Annotated in this window: 22 protein-coding genes and 4 pseudogenes; 17 read left to right on the top strand and 9 right to left on the bottom strand. The window is 55.5% G+C overall.

Going from position 1 to position 16,590, the window contains the following annotated elements:
* Positions 1 to 689: methionine synthase (locus B2S33_RS01890; protein ID WP_288649728.1), on the bottom strand; the 689-nt coding region annotated here is incomplete at its 3' end.
* 27 nt (positions 690 to 716) lie between these two features.
* Entirely contained in the window at positions 717 to 1,700 is a 984-nt protein-coding gene (locus B2S33_RS01885; RefSeq protein ID WP_288649613.1) for a DUF1852 domain-containing protein, read from the bottom strand.
* Positions 1,701 to 1,870: 170 nt separating this feature from the next.
* Between B2S33_RS01885 and B2S33_RS01880 the strand changes: the two are divergent.
* Both B2S33_RS01880 and B2S33_RS01875 read left to right on the top strand, forming a co-directional pair.
* Positions 1,871 to 2,020: pseudogene (locus B2S33_RS01880) on the top strand (DUF2514 family protein); the annotation flags it as partial.
* Between the two features lie 12 nt (positions 2,021 to 2,032).
* Positions 2,033 to 2,257 carry a hypothetical protein gene (locus B2S33_RS01875; protein ID WP_232097748.1) on the top strand — a complete coding sequence of 75 codons (225 nt, stop codon included), beginning with the start codon at positions 2,033 to 2,035 and terminating at the stop codon, positions 2,255 to 2,257.
* Here the strand turns inward: B2S33_RS01875 and B2S33_RS01870 are convergent.
* Positions 2,240 to 2,629 (bottom strand): response regulator, encoded by a 390-nt coding sequence (locus B2S33_RS01870; protein WP_232097752.1) that lies wholly within the window; start codon positions 2,627 to 2,629, stop codon positions 2,240 to 2,242. The genes B2S33_RS01875 and B2S33_RS01870 overlap by 18 nt on opposite strands.
* 198 nt (positions 2,630 to 2,827) lie before the next feature.
* On the opposite strand from B2S33_RS01870, the gene B2S33_RS01865 reads away from it, so the two are divergent.
* Both B2S33_RS01865 and B2S33_RS01860 read left to right on the top strand, forming a co-directional pair.
* Positions 2,828 to 3,052 carry a hypothetical protein gene (locus tag B2S33_RS01865; protein ID WP_288649611.1) on the top strand — a complete coding sequence of 75 codons (225 nt, stop codon included), beginning with the start codon at positions 2,828 to 2,830 and terminating at the stop codon, positions 3,050 to 3,052.
* 67 nt (positions 3,053 to 3,119) lie between these two features.
* Positions 3,120 to 3,500 carry a LexA family protein gene (locus B2S33_RS01860; RefSeq protein ID WP_414707689.1) on the top strand — a complete coding sequence of 127 codons (381 nt, stop codon included), beginning with the start codon at positions 3,120 to 3,122 and terminating at the stop codon, positions 3,498 to 3,500.
* A 254-nt stretch (positions 3,501 to 3,754) separates the two neighbouring features.
* Here the strand turns inward: B2S33_RS01860 and B2S33_RS21460 are convergent.
* A pseudogene (locus tag B2S33_RS21460) lies at positions 3,755 to 4,069 on the bottom strand (integrase).
* A gap of 43 nt (positions 4,070 to 4,112) precedes the next feature.
* A pseudogene (locus tag B2S33_RS01850) lies at positions 4,113 to 4,464 on the bottom strand (SAM-dependent methyltransferase); the annotation flags it as partial.
* A 273-nt stretch (positions 4,465 to 4,737) separates the two neighbouring features.
* Here B2S33_RS01850 and B2S33_RS01845 point away from each other — a divergent pair.
* Positions 4,738 to 5,208, top strand: a complete 471-nt coding sequence (locus B2S33_RS01845; protein WP_028687862.1) for a lysozyme inhibitor LprI family protein — start codon at positions 4,738 to 4,740, stop codon at positions 5,206 to 5,208.
* A 411-nt stretch (positions 5,209 to 5,619) separates the two neighbouring features.
* On the opposite strand, the gene B2S33_RS01840 is transcribed toward B2S33_RS01845, so the two are convergent.
* Complete coding sequence (locus B2S33_RS01840; RefSeq protein ID WP_288649605.1) at positions 5,620 to 5,913, bottom strand: hypothetical protein; 294 nt, start codon at positions 5,911 to 5,913, stop codon at positions 5,620 to 5,622.
* Between the two features lie 831 nt (positions 5,914 to 6,744).
* Positions 6,745 to 7,164 (bottom strand): hypothetical protein, encoded by a 420-nt coding sequence (locus B2S33_RS01835; protein WP_281212156.1) that lies wholly within the window; start codon positions 7,162 to 7,164, stop codon positions 6,745 to 6,747.
* Positions 7,165 to 7,647: 483 nt separating this feature from the next.
* On the opposite strand from B2S33_RS01835, the gene B2S33_RS01830 reads away from it, so the two are divergent.
* The 6 genes from B2S33_RS01830 to B2S33_RS01805 all read left to right on the top strand — a co-directional run bounded on the left by B2S33_RS01830 (position 7,648) and on the right by B2S33_RS01805 (position 10,472).
* A complete protein-coding gene (locus B2S33_RS01830; protein WP_154665212.1) occupies positions 7,648 to 7,815 on the top strand; it encodes a hypothetical protein in 168 nt (55 codons plus the stop codon).
* Positions 7,816 to 8,612: 797 nt separating this feature from the next.
* Positions 8,613 to 8,918 carry an NIPSNAP family protein gene (locus B2S33_RS01825; protein WP_027916394.1) on the top strand — a complete coding sequence of 102 codons (306 nt, stop codon included), beginning with the start codon at positions 8,613 to 8,615 and terminating at the stop codon, positions 8,916 to 8,918.
* Between the two features lie 166 nt (positions 8,919 to 9,084).
* A complete protein-coding gene (locus tag B2S33_RS01820; protein ID WP_232097747.1) occupies positions 9,085 to 9,375 on the top strand; it encodes a hypothetical protein in 291 nt (96 codons plus the stop codon).
* A gap of 62 nt (positions 9,376 to 9,437) precedes the next feature.
* Positions 9,438 to 9,794, top strand: a complete 357-nt coding sequence (locus tag B2S33_RS01815) for a hypothetical protein (RefSeq protein ID WP_197874502.1) — start codon at positions 9,438 to 9,440, stop codon at positions 9,792 to 9,794.
* 201 nt (positions 9,795 to 9,995) lie between these two features.
* The gene (locus B2S33_RS01810) at positions 9,996 to 10,184 is read left to right on the top strand and encodes a hypothetical protein (RefSeq protein WP_027916391.1); all 189 of its coding nucleotides are present in this window, start codon (positions 9,996 to 9,998) and stop codon (positions 10,182 to 10,184) included.
* 120 nt (positions 10,185 to 10,304) lie between these two features.
* A complete protein-coding gene (locus B2S33_RS01805; RefSeq protein WP_165919287.1) occupies positions 10,305 to 10,472 on the top strand; it encodes a hypothetical protein in 168 nt (55 codons plus the stop codon).
* A 107-nt stretch (positions 10,473 to 10,579) separates the two neighbouring features.
* Here the strand turns inward: B2S33_RS01805 and B2S33_RS01800 are convergent, their stop codons facing one another.
* Entirely contained in the window at positions 10,580 to 10,957 is a 378-nt protein-coding gene (locus tag B2S33_RS01800; protein ID WP_027916390.1) for a VOC family protein, read from the bottom strand.
* An 89-nt stretch (positions 10,958 to 11,046) separates the two neighbouring features.
* A complete protein-coding gene (locus B2S33_RS01795) occupies positions 11,047 to 11,484 on the bottom strand; it encodes an acetyltransferase (protein WP_027916389.1) in 438 nt (145 codons plus the stop codon).
* A gap of 170 nt (positions 11,485 to 11,654) precedes the next feature.
* On the opposite strand from B2S33_RS01795, the gene B2S33_RS01790 reads away from it, so the two are divergent.
* From B2S33_RS01790 to arsH, 6 genes and pseudogenes are all read left to right on the top strand, one after another.
* A complete protein-coding gene (locus tag B2S33_RS01790) occupies positions 11,655 to 12,071 on the top strand; it encodes a hypothetical protein (RefSeq protein WP_288649597.1) in 417 nt (138 codons plus the stop codon).
* Positions 12,072 to 12,621: 550 nt separating this feature from the next.
* Positions 12,622 to 12,984, top strand: a pseudogene (locus B2S33_RS01785) (IS66 family transposase); the annotation flags it as partial.
* Positions 12,985 to 13,052: 68 nt separating this feature from the next.
* Complete coding sequence (locus B2S33_RS01780) at positions 13,053 to 13,403, top strand: metalloregulator ArsR/SmtB family transcription factor (protein ID WP_059184055.1); 351 nt, start codon at positions 13,053 to 13,055, stop codon at positions 13,401 to 13,403.
* A gap of 19 nt (positions 13,404 to 13,422) precedes the next feature.
* A complete protein-coding gene (locus B2S33_RS01775; protein ID WP_140174291.1) occupies positions 13,423 to 14,712 on the top strand; it encodes an arsenic transporter in 1,290 nt (429 codons plus the stop codon).
* A 9-nt stretch (positions 14,713 to 14,721) separates the two neighbouring features.
* Positions 14,722 to 15,192 carry an arsenate reductase ArsC gene (locus B2S33_RS01770; RefSeq protein ID WP_059184053.1) on the top strand — a complete coding sequence of 157 codons (471 nt, stop codon included), beginning with the start codon at positions 14,722 to 14,724 and terminating at the stop codon, positions 15,190 to 15,192.
* Positions 15,192 to 15,926, top strand: a complete 735-nt coding sequence (arsH, locus tag B2S33_RS01765; protein ID WP_027916384.1) for an arsenical resistance protein ArsH — start codon at positions 15,192 to 15,194, stop codon at positions 15,924 to 15,926. The genes B2S33_RS01770 and arsH overlap by 1 nt, the downstream gene beginning before the upstream one ends.
* The last annotated feature ends 664 nt before the right edge of the window (positions 15,927 to 16,590 follow it).

Genomic DNA, 16,590 nt, shown 5'->3' with positions numbered 1-16,590 from the left:
GACCCCAGCGTCTTTTTCCAGTCGGTGTTGGCTTTAATGCCATAGCCGTAGCAGATGTGCACGGCAGTTTCGCACTTGAGACCTTCGATGGCCCGCTCCAGGGTGGCGACACCCCACTCGTTCACCTCGTCGAAGAACACGTTGAATGCGGGTTCGTCGAACTGAATGATGTCGACACCTGCAGCCTCAAGCTCGCGAGCTTCCTCGTTGAGGATCTTGGCAAATTCCCACGCCAGCTTTTCGCGGCTTTTGTAGTGAGCGTCATACAGCGTATCGATCATGGTCATGGGGCCTGGCAGCGCCCATTTAATGGGTTGCGAGGTTTGCTGACGCAGGAACTTCGCGTCTTCCACGAATACCGGCTGGCGGCGCGCAACGGCACCCACGACGGTTGGCACGCTGGCATCGTAGCGATCACGAATCCGGACGGTTTCGCGCTTCTCGAAATCGACGCCGTCGAGGTGTTCGATGAAGGTGGTCACGAAGTGCTGGCGGGTTTGTTCACCATCACTGACGATATCAATGCCAGCCAGTTGCTGCTCATGCAGCGACAAGCGCAAAGCGTCTTGTTTGCCCTCAACCAGTTCATCATTTTCCAATTTCCAAGGTGACCAAAGAGTCTCAGGCTGTGCGAGCCAAGAAGGTTTAGGCAGGCTGCCAGCGGTTGAAGTGGGCAACAACTTTTTCATAAGGGGAGACCTTGTACTTTAGATTATTCAGGCCGCGTAGCTGGCGGACCACTGCTCAAGCACAGCTTGATAGGGCTTGATGAACTGTTCTTCAGCGAACTTTCCTTGCTCAATAGCCAGCCGGCCACGTTCTTCCCGGTCGTACACGATACGAGTCAGCGAATAATCCTGATGCTGCAAGCTGGGTTGATAGGATTTTCCGGCTGCCGAGTTGGCATTGTAGATTTCAGGCCGATAAATCTTCTGGAAGGTGTCCATGGTGCTGATCGTGCTGATCAACTCCAGGTTGGTGTAATCGCCGAGCAGGTCGCCTGCAAAGTAGAACGCCAACGGCGCAACGCTGTTCGGCGGCATGAAGTAGCGAACCTTCAGCCCCATCTTCTGGAAATACTCGTCCGTCAGCGAATATTCATCTTGCAAGTATTCAACCCCCAGTACCGGATGCTGATTCTCAGTCCGATAGTAGGTCTTGCTGCTGGAAACGCTCAGGCAGATCACGGGCGCCTTCTTGAAGTGCTGCTGATAGGCGCTGGAGCTCACGAAGGCCTTGAACAGCTTACCATGTAGGACCCCGAAGTCATCCGGCGTGCTGAATTTTGGCTGATCCTTGTTGTGGCCCAGCAACAGCACGCTGAAGTCATAATCTCGCACGTAAGACGAGAAATTATTACCCACCATGCCATCGATACGCTCGTTGGTCTGCCGATCAACGACTGTCGTTTTCAGAAGTTCAATCAGTGGAAGAGCGTGCGAGTTGCGCTCGCTATCGACAGTCATCTCAACAGAAATAATTTCAAGCTCAACAGCATATCGGTCGCCCTTTGGGTTATCCCAATGCGCCAACGCGTTGAAGCGATTATCGATCATCTTCAATGTATTGCGAAGATTTTCTTGACGACTTTGACCTCGCGCCAGATTGGCAAAATTGGTAGTTATGCGAGTAGTGTCCGATGGCTGGTAATTCTCATCGAAACTAATACACTTTATATTAAACACAAACTTACTAGTCATGTTGATTAGGCTCCCTGAGCTCGAGATTTTTCAGCGCAAGGCTTGTCTAATATCTGCCTTTGGCCTTAAATTTACTTGGCGGAAATTCTATAATGGATGTTCAGGTAGAGGCTAATGAGCTGAATTCAGATGCACTTCAATATTGCTCACATTGACGGCCCCCTCTGGTCCGAAGCAAGGCAACCACCCGCGCCGCCATGGTGCTCGCCGACTTGCTCGCACGGGCTGATGCTCGAGCGGACGAGCTGGCGAAGGCTTATGACCAAGCCCGAATAGGAGGACAGCTGTGCGAGGCGTCCTATAATGCCCTCATCAGGTGATCGGGGCATATCATGGGAAAGCGTACTTTCATTGGCTTGATTGAGGCGGGAGAGCCCCTCATTAGGCAGGCCCTAGAGGCTATACACGCTTATCACGAGGCTCAAGATGCTGGACACCCGGACGAGGAGGTAGAACGCCTTCGCTTACTTTCAGAGTCGCTTTACCAAGTAGTCTGCGACTACCAGCTTCGGGTTGAAGCCAAGGCTCGCGGCGAAGAGCTACCATGGCTTCACTAGCGCGCTAGCATTTTGGGCGTTAAAGCCCTTCAGCAACGCTGAAACCATTTGATCTGCAGTCCAGGGTTTTTCGATGAAAATTACACCGTCGGGAAGAGGGCGGTCGAACTTGTCATTACCGCCGCTAGTGACGACCACCACCGAGTTAGGCCATCTATCGTGCACAGCCCAGGCTAGATCCCAGCCGTCAGTCGCACCGGGTGTTCGAACGTCGGTTATCACGGCAGCCCAAGGTTTCTTATCAAGCAGCGCCATGCCTTCATCAGCCGTCTCGACAGCTGAAACGTCGGCGCCCGCATCCTCTACGAGGAGTGTTAAAAACTCTCGCAGGATCGGCTCGTCCTCTACAACCAGTATCCGTGAACTGTCCATGACTGATATCTCAACATCCGTTCGTATGTCTGTGAGCTTTTCCACGCTCGTAAGTTAGCTGGATCGGATGAGCGGAGTGTTTTGTACAGATATCAGCGCGTTTTCATCTGTTTGTACAATACTGGCACCATATGCCATAGCATCGGGCTACCAAATGGCTCATGCCGGAATCTGAAAACCCAAGAGCTGGAATGACTGATGGACAAGGATGAATTTACCGCTGCCGTTGAGGCAGGCGAACCGCTGATCGCGCAGTCGATTGAGGCTCTCAAGCGATACTGGGAAGCCAGAGACTATGGTGCGCCGGCTGAGGAAGTAGAGCGGCTGCGGCTCCATTCCGAGTCCTTGGCCCAGGCGGTTTCTGACTACCAGCTTCGCACCGTCTCCAAGCTGATGGGCAACAAACTGCCCCCGCTGCACTAGCGCACTCCGCTTGTCGGCAGTTGCCGGCCCCATTGCAGGTCATTACCATACTGTTCATTCATACAGTATGGAGGCCCCGCCAATGAACACCGCCCTTGACTTCGAAGTCGACGATCTGCCCCAGCTCAGCCTGGACGACCTGATGCAAATCCGCGCGCCCTGGACCTACCTGGTCAAGATCGAGGGCGAGAGCATGCAGGGAATTGGGATGTACTCCGGCGACCTGCTGGTCGTTGATCGACGCGTCGAGGCCAAGCACGGCGACATCGTGATCGCGGCGGTGAACGGCGAACCGGTCTGCAAGCGCATGTGCCATGAGCACGGCGTGCTGGTCCTGCGGTCGGAGAACCCCAAGTACCCGTCTCGGTACATCATGGAGGGGGATACGTTCGAGGTGTGGGGTGTGGTCCGGTTCAGCGTCCGGGATCACGACCGTGTAGCAGGATAGGGGTGGGATTCGGCAGAACGCCAGAGGAGGGGCATGCGCTTCGAACGGCCTAGATTATGCCGGATCGGCATCATAGTTGGATGAAAGCTATCGGACCAATTGGCGAACCAACTGATGCGTATCGGTGGGGGAGTGAGGGGAGTTAGGCCCAGCAAAATCTACACATCCCCACCCGCTAAACCCCATGGCATAGCGCATGGTGATGTTTGCTGTGGAGATCAAGTGCTTGTCCTGCGGGGGTTCCAGAGGTGTATTTAGGCCCTCTCGTCAGTTCTGGGCCAATTTTGGGCCAATTCGACTCGGGGCGGCAGCTTCTCCAGCTCCCTCCAGTCCAAGGAGGAGCTGATCCATTTCGCGTAGGTAGAGAGCTACATCTCGACGCTGTAGCCGAGCTGGCTCGCGATGAACGCGGGGTTCATCCCAGACATCAGGCACATGGTTGCGTAGGTGTGGCGGGTGTCGTACTGACGGCGTTCACGGATTTTCAGCGCCTTCAGCGCCGATTTGAAGTGGCGGATTGTAACACTTGGCTCGTTGATCCACAGCCCACCTTTGCTAGGTTGGAACACGAAGGGACTGGTTGGTGCTGACCAGCACTTGGGCTTCGTTTCACTTGAAAATCAGGATTTCCTCAGGTCCAGTACACGGAAACGCTCGGCAAAGCCTTGGGGGATATCCTCCCGCCAGTCACTGGTGAGCACTCTGTACATTGCCCGCATCCAGCGAGCCACGTCGGCCCGGGTCAGATGCGGCGGATCGAACACGACCCAGCGCAAAGCGGCGTCCCCAAGGGAAGACTCCGAAAGTCCATCAGCACATCTGGCTCAACCTTCAGTATCCGGCTGTCGCATCGCTGGTGTTCGTCGTCGCGGATGTCGCCGAACAGGGCGCGCTGGTCTTCCTTGTCGAACCACATCATGCGGCGGGCACTGCATGTGTCAAGCACTTCAACCGCTGCGCTCATCGCGGCCCCCTGCAAATCAGGTAGGCCATGTACATCAGGGCTAGGGTCATAGAAGGTGTCCTCCGGCATACCGCAGGGCGTCACGATCTTGTCGAAGCTAATCGCGCGCTTTGATCAGGCCTTGATTGCGGTTGAAATGTTGCGGTGCTCCAACTCGAGGGTAATGGCAACGCATATAATGCGTCAGGATCACCTCGCCCGGCTTCTGGCCGAGCCAAACCCGCCTGGAACGGCATCACGCCGGCCGGGCTATGACTCAGGGAAATGAGACCAATGAAGACCGTTATCAAGGCCGGTATCGCTGGCGCGGTGCTGGCAGTAGTGGGCGCAGCCCACGCCGAGCTGCACGGGGAAGAAGCAGAGATTGCAGCACGGGATGCAGCGGTGCGTCAGTACGCGGCGAAGCTTGAGGCCGATTGGCAGCAGTGCTTGAGAAAGCCGGAGACCAAAACCACGCAGGATTCAGCTCATTGCGCATATGAAATGCGGGAGGCGGCCAAGGACGCGGTGGAAGAGAAGTACCAGAAGGCCCTGGCCACCGCAAAGGGGTATGTCGATGAAGGCTCGCTCCCGAAAAATGTACCGGCCATGATGCCCCAGGCGCAGGCAGCGTGGGAGAAGTTCGTAGAGGCAGATTGCGACGTGGTAGGTGCTCTCGTCACTGGGACCGCGAGTTCTACCTATCAGATAGTGTGCGAGTACAAGCACCAGATACAACGTCTCCACGACTTGGACGAATGGTGATTTTGATGGTGTTTGATAGGCGCAGGTCGTCGGGGCAGTCGCTCGATTTCGAAGCTTCGATGATTTCTACCAAAGATCTCATGGCTTGACTCCAGCGGCCAGGGCCTCAGCCTCCAGTGAGGCGTACGCCACGCCATCCAACGCGCTGCCTGGTGGTATTTGGCGGGGTTCTGCCACTGGCCCACGTCCTTGACCATCTGCCTCAGCAGCCAGCCTTCTGCTTCGATCCGGTCGGTCATGTCTAGCCCCAGTAGCCAAGGTCTTCGTCAATAGCATCATGCGGATGCCAGGCGCCGAACGTCTTATGCAGAGAGTCGGCCATCTTCCAACTAGCACACCCTAGGCGGCTACGCATGTATGTGTAGGCTTTGACGTTCCCTATGAAAGCCTTCAAGAAATCTCGAATTTTCCTCACAACTCATACCTCTCATCAATCCAGCGCCCAGGCGCCAGAGCAGGTGGAGGTTCGGGTTGGGTTTCGTGCTGGGAGAGCTGGCGCTGATTGCTGGCCTGCGGCTGGCTGTCGGAAATGCAGCTGATGCCGCCGAAGTGTCCGCCGTAGAATACGTAGCAGGTAACGCCGCGCTCCTCGTCGTGCACACAATTGCCGCCCCTGTCGATGTTCCCGAATGCCTCGACATGAAAGGTTTGCCCGGCGCTTGCGCCTGTGGCCAACAGCAGGAGGCAGAAGGCGAGGCGGGTCATTCGCTCACCTCATCAACGGGCACCACCGTGCCGCCGTTTGTGCGCTGGGCCTACGGATTTCTTGGCCGCCATATCTCGGCACTGATGCGTAAATACACCATTAAAAATGCGTCAGGCATATATACTAGCCGGACAAATAATTAAGATAATTCAAATTTCAAGAGAGATAGCCACGTGCGCAAAACATACCTAAGCCTGATCGTAGGCGTTGCTGCCACACTTCTGATTCACGGCGCCCTAAAGAGGAAAGAGGAAAATTACGGGGGGTCTTGCGATTCAATTGATGATGGAAGGTACGTGCCTGAGGTAACTGGCAAGGCAGCGGCATCATTGTTTGAGGTTAGGCGACGCCTATACGCAGCTGCAATCGCGGTGTTTATTTCGTTCGCTTGGAGTGTCACGTGGTGGTTTGAGGGAGACGCTGCGCAATTTTCACGGTCGGGATCTGTTGTAACTGTATTTGCCCTTCTTGGCGAATCGCTTTTGGGCGAGGGTGTGAGCAGACTCAACAGGCAGATGCGAAGATCGCATGGCAGTTACTACACATTGTGGCGCGCTGTTTGCGCCATCGCGGCAGTCTTGGGAACGCTGGTCTGGGGTTACGGTGATCTGTTACATGCCAACCTGATGCCGGAGCCTGTGCCTCAGCCTCAAATTTGCATGCAAACCAATTGAAGCAGAGGCTTCTCTAAGCTGGCTGTTCGCTGGGCACGAGGGGGAACCGAGCCGCTAGTATGGTTTCATGTGGGGCGGGTCAGGCTTTATCGACATAGCGCAGCAGTGAATAGGGAGAAAGGGGTTATAGCGGAGCGTAGTACATTTGTACTCCTATTAGACTTTCAGCGTATTACCTGCCTTCGCCAGCTCGGCTGTTACACGCTGACGCCAATCCGCGCCGTGCCTAAGGGAGTGCCCGAGAGGCCAGTGAATCACGACGGCCTGCTTGACTTCGGCATTGGGTGCGATCGTGAGCCCCATGATACGTTGAGCCTTGGCGATGTGGTGGCAAGTAAGGTTCGGGCGTCCGAGGATTTCGCGAAGGTCGCTGCTGAGCGCTGGAATGATTGTGGTGTTCCAGTCAGCTAGCTTGGTGTGCAGTTCCAAATTCTCGGCCCGAATACATCTATCCTGGATGTCAGCGTCATCGTGGATCGTCAATGCCAGCTGCAGCTCTGCGATTTCCAGCAGCTGATTGATGTCGGCGCTATCGACATAGGTCCAGCCCAACAATCGGCAGCCCAGCCTGCTCAAGGTTACCTATACCTAAAGGTGAGGTGTTTCCTAGCATGACTAGATCACAAAGTGTTGCGTACTTGGCTGAGCTAAAAAGACCACCGTTGCAGTCGATGATCTTTAGTGATGGTGAGGTCTATCGGTGATCTGCCTGGAAAAATGATACTGATAGTTTCCCCAGTTGTGTTTATATTTACGGTGTTACAATTAGGTCAGATATCTTGGGTCGAATTTGGTCGAAGACTTCGATCGGTGAAGCACTTTTGAGTACGCAGAAGCTTACGTAAAAGGAGTGTGCCTGCAGCGAAGTAAAGAGGATATGGAGGCTAGTTATAATTAAACCCACATGGAGGCGTTTTCACCTCCTTCAAAGAATTCGGTTCGCCATGGAAGCGTTCATGTTTTGAGTACGGCAGGTGGTGGCTACTGGCTCAGCGCCATGCTTTGCGGCGATTGGCGATTTTTGATGTAATGCCCGACCATTTCACAGGAAGGAACCTTATGAAGCACACCATGATTGGCGCAATTCTCGTCGCCGTTACTGCGCTGTTGCTGAGCGGCTGCTTTGGCTCAACAGAAGAGCAAAAAGCAAAGGCGCAGCAGGAATCCAGCGACAGGCTATGGGACATCCCACCTCCGAAGACACCAGATAAGGGTTTCAAGCCCTGATGGGGAATTTCTAACGCCGCCTATCTCTAGGCGGCGTTTTTCGTTTGGGTGCTGGCGGGCAGCGCCGCAGGGTTAGGCGGCAGCGCGAACTACGAAGCTCAGGATGGCAGTGGCGTCGTCGGCGTCGTCGTTGACACACTCGGCCAGGTTTTGACACGTCCGATACTTCGAGTTTTTCCAGCTTGCTCCAGTCGGAGCTTGGGTTGAGCCAACGGCATAGGTCGATATCAGCATGTAAACGCTGTGACCCAGCTGTTGGGCTATGAATGCGGGACTTAGAACAGAGGCAGTCGGCGTATGGCCTGGCGAACTGGATAGCACGCAAAGCCTGGTCGTTCAGCAGCACACAAGTCCCTTTCTGTCTTCGTTCCTTCCTCTATCTTGCTTAGGGCGACTCTCCTTATGACTTGCTGCATCCTCTTCTGCAGATTGATCACATCCCATCGGCTGGCATGACGTCTATCGGTACATTAGCTACGTCTTTAATCTTACTGCGCTGCGAGAGGGCGAGAGTCGCAAAGAATGCGCCATCTGACTGAAGTGCAGCGCACACGCCGACCTCGTGGGAAGTCATTGCGCGTTGCTCGCTCAAGTTGATCCTCCTTGAGCATCCAAGCCCAAGTCCATGGGCTTTCCAGCAACGGACCGGGGCAGGTCGTTGGGAGACAACGCTACGACGGCATGAGGCCGTACGGTTACGGGTGATGCGTCCAGGGGGATAGGTGGTCATCCTTGGAAGTCTGTGCAGGATTGCCTTAGAGTTTGCGCTTTACTCAAGCCTGCAAAGGAATGACTCCATGGTCACCTGCCATGTTCGTTATGTGATTGATCCCTACCAGCTTCCCGCTTTTGAGGCGTATTCCCGTCACTGGATCGCTCTGGTCGAGCGCATGGGAGGCCAGCACCATGGCTATTTCCTGCCTTCTGAGGGGGCGAGCAATGTCGCCTATTGCCTGTTCAGCTTCGAGAGCCTTGCTGCCTATGAGCAGTATCGACAGCAGGCGGCAGGCGATTCGGCATGTATGGAATTGGTCAAGGAGGCCAGCGACAGGAAATTCATTCTGAGTTACGAGCGAAGCTTCTTGCGCCCAGTGTTCGAGTAGTAAGCAGATTTCCTTGTATCAGCCCAGCTCTGTTCTGGGCTTTTCGCATCTGGGCTGGGCCACGCCGCCTTGTGGTAGATTCCCGGCATCATCAAGGAGGGATCAAATTCGAATCTTGATCGGGGCAATGGGTTTGGCTTTGCTAGCGGGATGCATGGCTCCAACCATGAATGAAGCTCGTCAGGCTGGTCCCTATAAAGTTCTGAGATCGACCAAAACTGACGCCGCGCTGGCGAAGTGTGTCCAATACGAATGGCAAAATCAGCCGATTTTTGGTGGAACACCTGGCGCCACTCTTCAAGCAGGCCGCGATGTCGGCTATACCGTCTTCACGCAAGTATCAGAGTATTTCGTAGACAGCCAGCCAGCACCGAGTGGGTCTGAAGCAAAGTACTACGTGGTGCTGGGGAACTGGATCGCAAAAAAGCGCCTGTCAGCATTGCAAGGCTGTCTGTAGCGGTTCCGTCGAGCGCGCAGATGCCGGGCTGATACGGTCTCGACTTTCAGGAGATAGAAAATATGCGAAACATCATAGTCGGGTCGGGCTTGGCATTGCTGGCGGGGTGTGCGAGCGTTGGCGACACCCGAAGCAATCCGCCACTGCTGGACTTGAAGTCGTCAAGGCCACCCCAGCAGGTTGCCGAGTGCATCCGAGATGCCTGGCAGAACACCACGGTGCTGGGGGTAAGTGTCGGCGGTATCTTGCAGACATCTGGCGACCGCTACGCTGTCTTGGCGCCTGACGCGCAGACGCCTATCCATTTGGTCGATCTGGCATCAGCACCAAGTGGTTCGACTGTCCGTTATCACTTCTATCGCACCTGGCAGTCACCGCTGGAGCGCGTGACAGATGCGGTCAGGTCATGCGCCGGTTGACCCATCCGGGGTGGATAGCTTTTCAATGGTCGCTGACTGCTACCGAGCGCGTGGTGGCCACGCTCAAGGCCACGGTGCCCGCCACTGAGGAGTACAGCATCAATGAATGCTGTGGCGTGCTGCATTCCCTAACCTAAGAACACATAATGCAGCACAGAGGACGCACGACAGGGTGCGGCTCAAGGCACGAAAGGACGGCCAATGACCGAGAAGGAGGAGCTGGAGCTTGAGAAGCTCCAAGCTGAAATTCACAAGCTCACCGCCGAGGCGCGAAAATTGATCGCCGAGGCCAACAAAATGAAGCGCGAGACGCTGTTTTACCCCTTTGTCGCGGTGGGAGGGCTAGTCACCGTCATCGTTACCGCTGCGGCCTTCATTCAAAAGCTCTAGCCTGCCGTCCTGAGAAACAGGCTTGCGCCGAGTGGTCTTGAGCTTTACGCCAATTCGGCCGACACTATCGCCATAGGGTCTAGCAACAGGCGTGACCTGGCATCACAAGCGAGGGCGACCATGAGCCATGATCAAGTTATCAAGCAGATGAAAGAGAACCTGGCACAGCTGGGCAGTGAGGTCCGCGAGGGCACGCAGCACCAAGCGCGCAGCATCTTTCTGTCGGCTGCTGCGGGCGCAGTCTTCGCTTTGGCGACGAGCTGGGTAGCGTTCAAGCTCTTTTCCTGATCGGTCGGGGCCGTTACCGGCAAGCCCCAACCCGATAGCCTGCTTGGTTTTCTCGAGAGCACCCAGGCCTGTCTGGATCGCGCTTCATTCTGCTCCTGTAAACCCTGCTAGAGTCGCTCCGATATCTCTATCAAGTTGAGATCCGGGTCGCGCACATAAACGGATCGGATAGGTCCCGTGGCGCCGGTGCGTTGAACGGGGCCCTCGATAATTGGCCACTGCTGTGCTTCTAGATGGGCCACGACTTTCTCAAGGCTGATCGAGGCGATGAAGCAGAGGTCCAACGCGCCTGAGACTGGCAAGTGAGCCTTGGGTTCGAATTCGTGGCCACGCACGTGTACGTTGATCTTTTGCTCACCGAAGCGCAAAGCCAAGCGCCCGGCACCGAAAATTTCCAGGTTCATGCCCATGACGCGGGTATAGAAATCCTTGCATGCCTCGACATCGATGGTTGTCAAAACGAGGTGATCCAGATGGTTGATCATTTCACTGCCTCCCTGGGTGAGCAGTTGGTTTTCGATGAAGGTTTCGTAATGGTCAATGAGCGGACCAGTAGCACCCCACGGCTGCAGTGCTAGCCGGGCAAGCTCAGGTGCAGCAAGGGGAACGGGCGGCCCTCACCATCGAGAGGGGAGCGGCCTGTTTGGATAAAACCATAATGCAGATAGAACCCGACCGCTTTCGGATTCTGCTCATTCACATCAACGCTAATTTGGCCGCGTGAACTCCGGGCGTGATCCAGTAGCGCGCGGCCGATGCCTTCACCTCGCCGATTGGGTTCGATAAACAGCATTTCTACGTGGCTTACGTTAAGCCCGATGAACCCAAGCGGGCCGTTTACGGCATCCTCTGCCATCCATAATTCGACAGCCGGCAGGTAGCTATCGCGCAGTTGAGCAAACAACGCCTCGATATCGGCTTCCTGTAGGAAATGGTGAGTGGCACGAACGGCGCGCAGCCAAAGGTCGAGCAACTGCGGATGGTCGGTATTAGTAGCCTGGCGAATGATCATGGCATCATCCTTAACGGGTGATAGCGGAAAAAGAGGGGTGGCAGGGAAGATAGCGAGTCTAAGCGTGGCACATCGGTAGGGTGGCCGAACGAGCAGCGCCTGGAGCGTGGTTTTGACGAGGCCAATTGTAACGTATGGCTCATCCACTTTATTTGACCTGACGTGACCTGATGAAAAATTATCGATATCTGCTCATGGCCACTGTCGTGCTTTCGAGCTGCACTGCGCAACCTGTACGGCCGGTTATGGGTGAGGCTCAGTACAAGGGTTTTGCGCTGTCATCCATTACAGGTGAGCAGTGCGCGCTCACTGGGATGCTAGATGTCGACCTGGCCGCCGCCAATAGTGTGATGCTCGAGGCGCGAGCTGCGGCGTTCGAGTATGACCCAACAAGGATGGAAATTGAGCGTCGGCAAGCCGCTATCGACCTGCAGCGTGGGCATGGCGTGACTGAGCCTGTCTGTCATGCGCTTGCTTATGAGGTATTGAGAGCGCTGGCGGTGCGCAGGATCGAAGATCAGTCAGCGCTGCAGCACAAGCGCATGACCTTGCAGGCAATGAAGCAGGCGCGCGGTGTTCTTCCCTGACCTACTGATAACCGGGACATAGTAGCTGATGGCCGCAATTTTCCGGCACACGTCAATTCATGCGGATACAAGGCGCGATGAATCAGAACGACGACAGCGACTGCGATCGTTAGAGTGCAGCACAGGTGGTGATAAACGTGCAGGCCATGCTTAGGCGGTTTCAGAGATGGTTTACACCAGCGCGCAAACGATGGGCGGGGGGGGCATTGATCGTTATCGCGTTGGTGGGTATGGCGATGAATCCCGCGAGCAGGTGGCCTTGGGTGTTGGCGACAGGCGTGATATGGCTGCTCGCGGCCTGGTTACCCAGAAGATGACAGATCGTTAGTCGCAACTGCTGGTGCTCGATCCGCTGTCGCTAGCGTGGCTGTCCCCGATAGGGCGCTATTGCTGACGTGATGGCAGTCGTAGTGTAACCGTCCGGCAACCACATCTTCCCCGCACGACTGCTGAAGGCCATGGAGCCCCCTAAGTTTGAGTGGACACCATTTCTGGTCCATCAAGTGGATTTCCTATGCAGCCTCGTTTTCTGGGCTCGTGCAATCGCTAGTTGGTCTGCGATGACTTTGCAGGTTACAACGCCAGCTTCGTACAGGGCTTGTTCGACATTGGCTGTATGGCCCATGCCCGTCGCAAATTCTTTGACCTGTTCGCTTCGAATGTGCCCATCCATAACAATCAGGGGGGAAATCAGATCCGCCCATGGGCCCTCGGTCGTTCGAACTGGCTCCTTGCCAGGTCGTTACGCAGCGGTAAACGGGCAGCGGCGATCATGAGCCTGATCCAGTCAGCACGGTTGAATGGACATGATCCATACGCCTACCTGAAAGACGTCCTTAGTCGTCTGCCAACCCAAGGGGTAAGCGAGTTTCCTGATCTGCTTGCGCATACGTGGGCGCCTGAAGCGAGATGAGCCGCTTCCAATTGCGGCTACATATCTGTAAATTCGCATATGCGTAGAATCGAATATAAAGGTTGGTCATGCTCATTCAGCCGCCTATTTTCTTTAAATGCCTTGGTGACGAAACCCGCGCCCGGATCATGCTCATGCTCGCAGCTGAGGGTGAGCTGTGCGTCTGTGAACTGATTTGGGCACTCGACGACAGCCAGCCGAAGATCTCACGCCACCTGGCTCAGCTTCGTACCTGCGGGCTGCTGGAGGATCGTCGGCAGGGCCAATGGGTTTACTACCGTCTTCATCCGGAAATGCCCCTATGGGCACTGGATGTACTTCAGGCGACGCTCGAGGCTAACCGCACTTGGCTCGGTGATGACCAAGGTCGCCTTGCTTCCATGGAAGGTCGCCCGGTACGCCAGGTTTCCTGTTGCTAAGTGTTATTGGAGACCCGAGATGTTGTTGGCAGTGTCTATTTTTCTGGTAACGCTGGTACTGGTGATCTGGCAACCCCGAGGGCTTGGCGTGGGTTGGAGTGCGTCTGCCGGAGCGGTGGTCGCGTTGCTAACTGGCGTTGTTGCGCTCAGTGATATCCCGGTGGTCTGGCACATTGTGTGGAACGCAACGGCGACCTTCATTGCGGTGATCATCATCAGCCTCCTGCTGGATGAGGCAGGCTTTTTCGAGTGGGTAGCGCTTCATGTGGCTCGTTGGGGGAGAGGCAGCGGGGCACGCCTGTTTGCACTACTGGTACTCTTGGGTGCAGCTGTCTCGGCCCTGTTTGCTAATGATGGCGCAGCATTGATTCTGACCCCCATTGTCATCGCAATGCTTACGGCGCTGCGCTTTAGCCCGGCAGCAACCTTGGCTTTCGTGATGGCTGCCGGCTTCATTGCCGACACTGCCAGCTTGCCGCTGGTTGTCTCGAACCTTGTGAACATCGTCTCTGCCGATTTTTTCGACATCGGATTTGGTCAGTACGCCTCGATTATGTGGCCGGTGAATCTGGCCAGTGTCGGGGCGACGCTAGGCATGCTTTGGTTGTTTTATCGAAAAGAGGTACCGCTGGCGTACTCACCCGAAGAACTACCGCGACCAGAAGAGGCCATCAAGGATCGCCATACGTTCATTGCTGGCTGGTGGGTGTTGCTGCATCTGCTAGTCGGTTTGTTCGCCCTTGAGCCCCTAGGCATACCGATCAGTGCTGTCGCCGCTGTATGCGCACTGGTGTTGCTGATAATTGCCGCGAAAGGGCATGTGATCTCGACCCGCAAAGTCATGCTCAACGCACCCTGGCAGGTCGTATTGTTTTCACTTGGCATGTATCTGGTGATCTACGGCCTGAAGAATGCAGGGCTGACAGAAGGACTCGGCTCATTGTTCGGCACCTTCGCCGATCATGGTCTGTGGGTTGCGACACTCGGCACCGGTTTCACGGCTGCGCTGCTGTCATCTGTCATGAACAACATGCCCAGCGTGCTGATTGGTGCCTTGTCGATTCAGGACAGTGGCGCGACGGGGCTCGCCCACGAAGCCATGGTGTACGCCAACATCATCGGCTGCGACCTTGGCCCCAAGATAACCCCCATCGGTAGTCTGGCGACGCTGCTGTGGCTGCATGTCCTGGCTCAGAAAAACATCCGCATCACTTGGGGTTACTACTTCAAGGTTGGCTGCGTAATCACTTTCCCCATTCTGCTGCTGACACTGGCAGCGCTTGCCGTGCGCTTGAGCATCAGCAGGTAGGAGTAACTTATGAAGATGCTGTTCATGTGTACGGCCAATAGCTGTCGCAGCGTCCTGTCCGAAGGACTGTTCAACCATGTTGCGCCGGACGGCTTCACGGCCATCAGTTCGGGCAGCCTCCCCAGCGGCAAACTAAATCCCCGTGCGGTGAGCACGCTGCAAGGACTGGGTGTCGACACGTCCGCCCTTTATAGCAAGGGATCAGAAGCGTTCGCGGACTCGCCACCCGATATCGTGATCACTGTGTGCGACAAGGCAAGTAGCGAAGCCTGTCCGGTGTATTTTGGCCCGGCCATCAAGAGCCACTGGGGGCTGCCTGACCCATCGGAAGTGGATGGCAGCGACGAGGCTATTCAGGTCGCATTCGACGCAACGGTTGAACACATCAAAAGGCGGTTCGCAGCGTTATTCGCGTTGGATCTGAAGACACTTCAAGGCGACGACCTGAAGCAGGCTTTGGATCGGATTGGAGCATTGTGATGAACGAGTTCGATATCGACTCTGCCGAGGCCTTTCCTGCCCTCGATCTGTTGCTGATGGATCTGCCCACTGCCGATAAGCTTAACCTGGCTGATGCGTCGAACGTCAAACCACGCATCCTTCTGCTCTATGGATCGACCAGAGAGCGTTCGTTCAGTCGTCTCTTGACGCAAGAGGCCGCTAGACTGCTCCAGTACATGGGCGCCGAGACGGTGATTTTCGATCCGTCAGGTTTGCCCTTGCCGGATGACGCGCCAGTCGAACACCCGAAGGTACAAGAGCTGCGTAATCTGGTGCTGTGGTCAGACGGACAGGTATGGTGTTCCCCCGAGCGTCATGGCGCTATGTCCGGGGTATTCAAAGCGCAGATCGATTGGATTCCTTTGACCCTGGGTGCCGTGCGGCCAACCCAAGGCAAAACACTCGCGGTGATGCAGGTGTGCGGCGGGTCTCAGTCATTCAACGCTGTGAACCAGATGCGTGTGTTAGGTCGATGGATGCGCATGCTGACCATCCCGAATCAGTCGTCCGTGCCGAAGGCGTATCTGGAGTTCGACGATGCTGGCCGAATGAAACCTTCGCCGTACTATGACCGCGTGGTCGATGTGATGGAGGAACTGGTGAAGTTCACGCTGCTGGTTCGTGGCCGTGAGGGCTATTTGGTAGATCGATATTCGGAGCGAAAAGAAAGCGCTGAAGCTCTATCGGCCAGGATAAATCAACGCTCCATCTAGGAATCGCTTGGATGGGATGTCAGCCATTACGCAACTTCAATTGCAACGTGTAATGGCTGGTGCGCTTACGTCGTAGCTTCGTATCGAGCAGGTTGTGGTCAGGCGCGTGGTCTCGTCGTTGTCCATGAAGGGCACGGAGGAGGGAGGGCTGATCTGGCTGGAGTCGGTTGAACGGTTGAGTTCAGCGTGCCCTGGCTTATCTGTGCGCTTGAACAAGCGGGCCAAGAAAGCAGGCATGACTAGTCCTTTCTTAAAAGCCTGTTGAGCAGCCCCTCTTGGTGCACATTGTCGTAGCACCCAGGTTGATTAGGTGGCGTGGCGTCACAGGGGATATTTCGTTGATCCCAGCGACTTCCATAGGGGCTGTTGAAATAATGATTGCACCCCGTAAGCAGGGTCACCACCAGCCCGATCAGTAGACCTTTATTCATTGCACATTCAGCCCTCAAATGTCCCACGTAGTACGGTACTGGCAACTGGCAGGGCAGATTAAAGTCGAATCGGATAGGTCCGTTGACTCAGCGGTAAGTTTCGACCCTTTACTCAGCCAGCGCGCGTCATCTCCTATCGTTCAACGTTCATCATGCCGCTGATAAACACGCTTTCTACAAGAAGCCGACCAAGCGCATGCTCTCGAATTCTGACACCTAGTGAGATGCCTGAT

The organism is Pseudomonas sp. UBA5568, from assembly GCF_002425525.1.
GTDB classification, from domain to species: Bacteria; Pseudomonadota; Gammaproteobacteria; order Pseudomonadales; family Pseudomonadaceae; genus Aquipseudomonas; species Aquipseudomonas fulva.
This window is presented reverse-complemented; position numbering and strand designations above follow the sequence as displayed.

Coding starts and splice junctions, on each gene's coding strand:
- B2S33_RS01885 (WP_288649613.1), bottom strand. CDS start 1,700: ATGACTAGTAAGTTTGTGTTTAATATAAAGTGTATTAGTTTCGATGAG.
- B2S33_RS01875 (WP_232097748.1), top strand. CDS start 2,033: ATGGGAAAGCGTACTTTCATTGGCTTGATTGAGGCGGGAGAGCCCCTC.
- B2S33_RS01870 (WP_232097752.1), bottom strand. CDS start 2,629: ATGGACAGTTCACGGATACTGGTTGTAGAGGACGAGCCGATCCTGCGA.
- B2S33_RS01865 (WP_288649611.1), top strand. CDS start 2,828: ATGGACAAGGATGAATTTACCGCTGCCGTTGAGGCAGGCGAACCGCTG.
- B2S33_RS01860 (WP_414707689.1), top strand. CDS start 3,120: ATGGAGGCCCCGCCAATGAACACCGCCCTTGACTTCGAAGTCGACGAT.
- B2S33_RS01845 (WP_028687862.1), top strand. CDS start 4,738: ATGAAGACCGTTATCAAGGCCGGTATCGCTGGCGCGGTGCTGGCAGTA.
- B2S33_RS01840 (WP_288649605.1), bottom strand. CDS start 5,913: ATGACCCGCCTCGCCTTCTGCCTCCTGCTGTTGGCCACAGGCGCAAGC.
- B2S33_RS01830 (WP_154665212.1), top strand. CDS start 7,648: ATGAAGCACACCATGATTGGCGCAATTCTCGTCGCCGTTACTGCGCTG.
- B2S33_RS01825 (WP_027916394.1), top strand. CDS start 8,613: ATGGTCACCTGCCATGTTCGTTATGTGATTGATCCCTACCAGCTTCCC.
- B2S33_RS01820 (WP_232097747.1), top strand. CDS start 9,085: ATGAATGAAGCTCGTCAGGCTGGTCCCTATAAAGTTCTGAGATCGACC.
- B2S33_RS01815 (WP_197874502.1), top strand. CDS start 9,438: ATGCGAAACATCATAGTCGGGTCGGGCTTGGCATTGCTGGCGGGGTGT.
- B2S33_RS01810 (WP_027916391.1), top strand. CDS start 9,996: ATGACCGAGAAGGAGGAGCTGGAGCTTGAGAAGCTCCAAGCTGAAATT.
- B2S33_RS01805 (WP_165919287.1), top strand. CDS start 10,305: ATGAGCCATGATCAAGTTATCAAGCAGATGAAAGAGAACCTGGCACAG.
- B2S33_RS01800 (WP_027916390.1), bottom strand. CDS start 10,957: ATGATCAACCATCTGGATCACCTCGTTTTGACAACCATCGATGTCGAG.
- B2S33_RS01795 (WP_027916389.1), bottom strand. CDS start 11,484: ATGATCATTCGCCAGGCTACTAATACCGACCATCCGCAGTTGCTCGAC.
- B2S33_RS01790 (WP_288649597.1), top strand. CDS start 11,655: ATGAAAAATTATCGATATCTGCTCATGGCCACTGTCGTGCTTTCGAGC.
- B2S33_RS01780 (WP_059184055.1), top strand. CDS start 13,053: ATGCTCATTCAGCCGCCTATTTTCTTTAAATGCCTTGGTGACGAAACC.
- B2S33_RS01775 (WP_140174291.1), top strand. CDS start 13,423: ATGTTGTTGGCAGTGTCTATTTTTCTGGTAACGCTGGTACTGGTGATC.
- B2S33_RS01770 (WP_059184053.1), top strand. CDS start 14,722: ATGAAGATGCTGTTCATGTGTACGGCCAATAGCTGTCGCAGCGTCCTG.
- arsH (WP_027916384.1), top strand. CDS start 15,192: ATGAACGAGTTCGATATCGACTCTGCCGAGGCCTTTCCTGCCCTCGAT.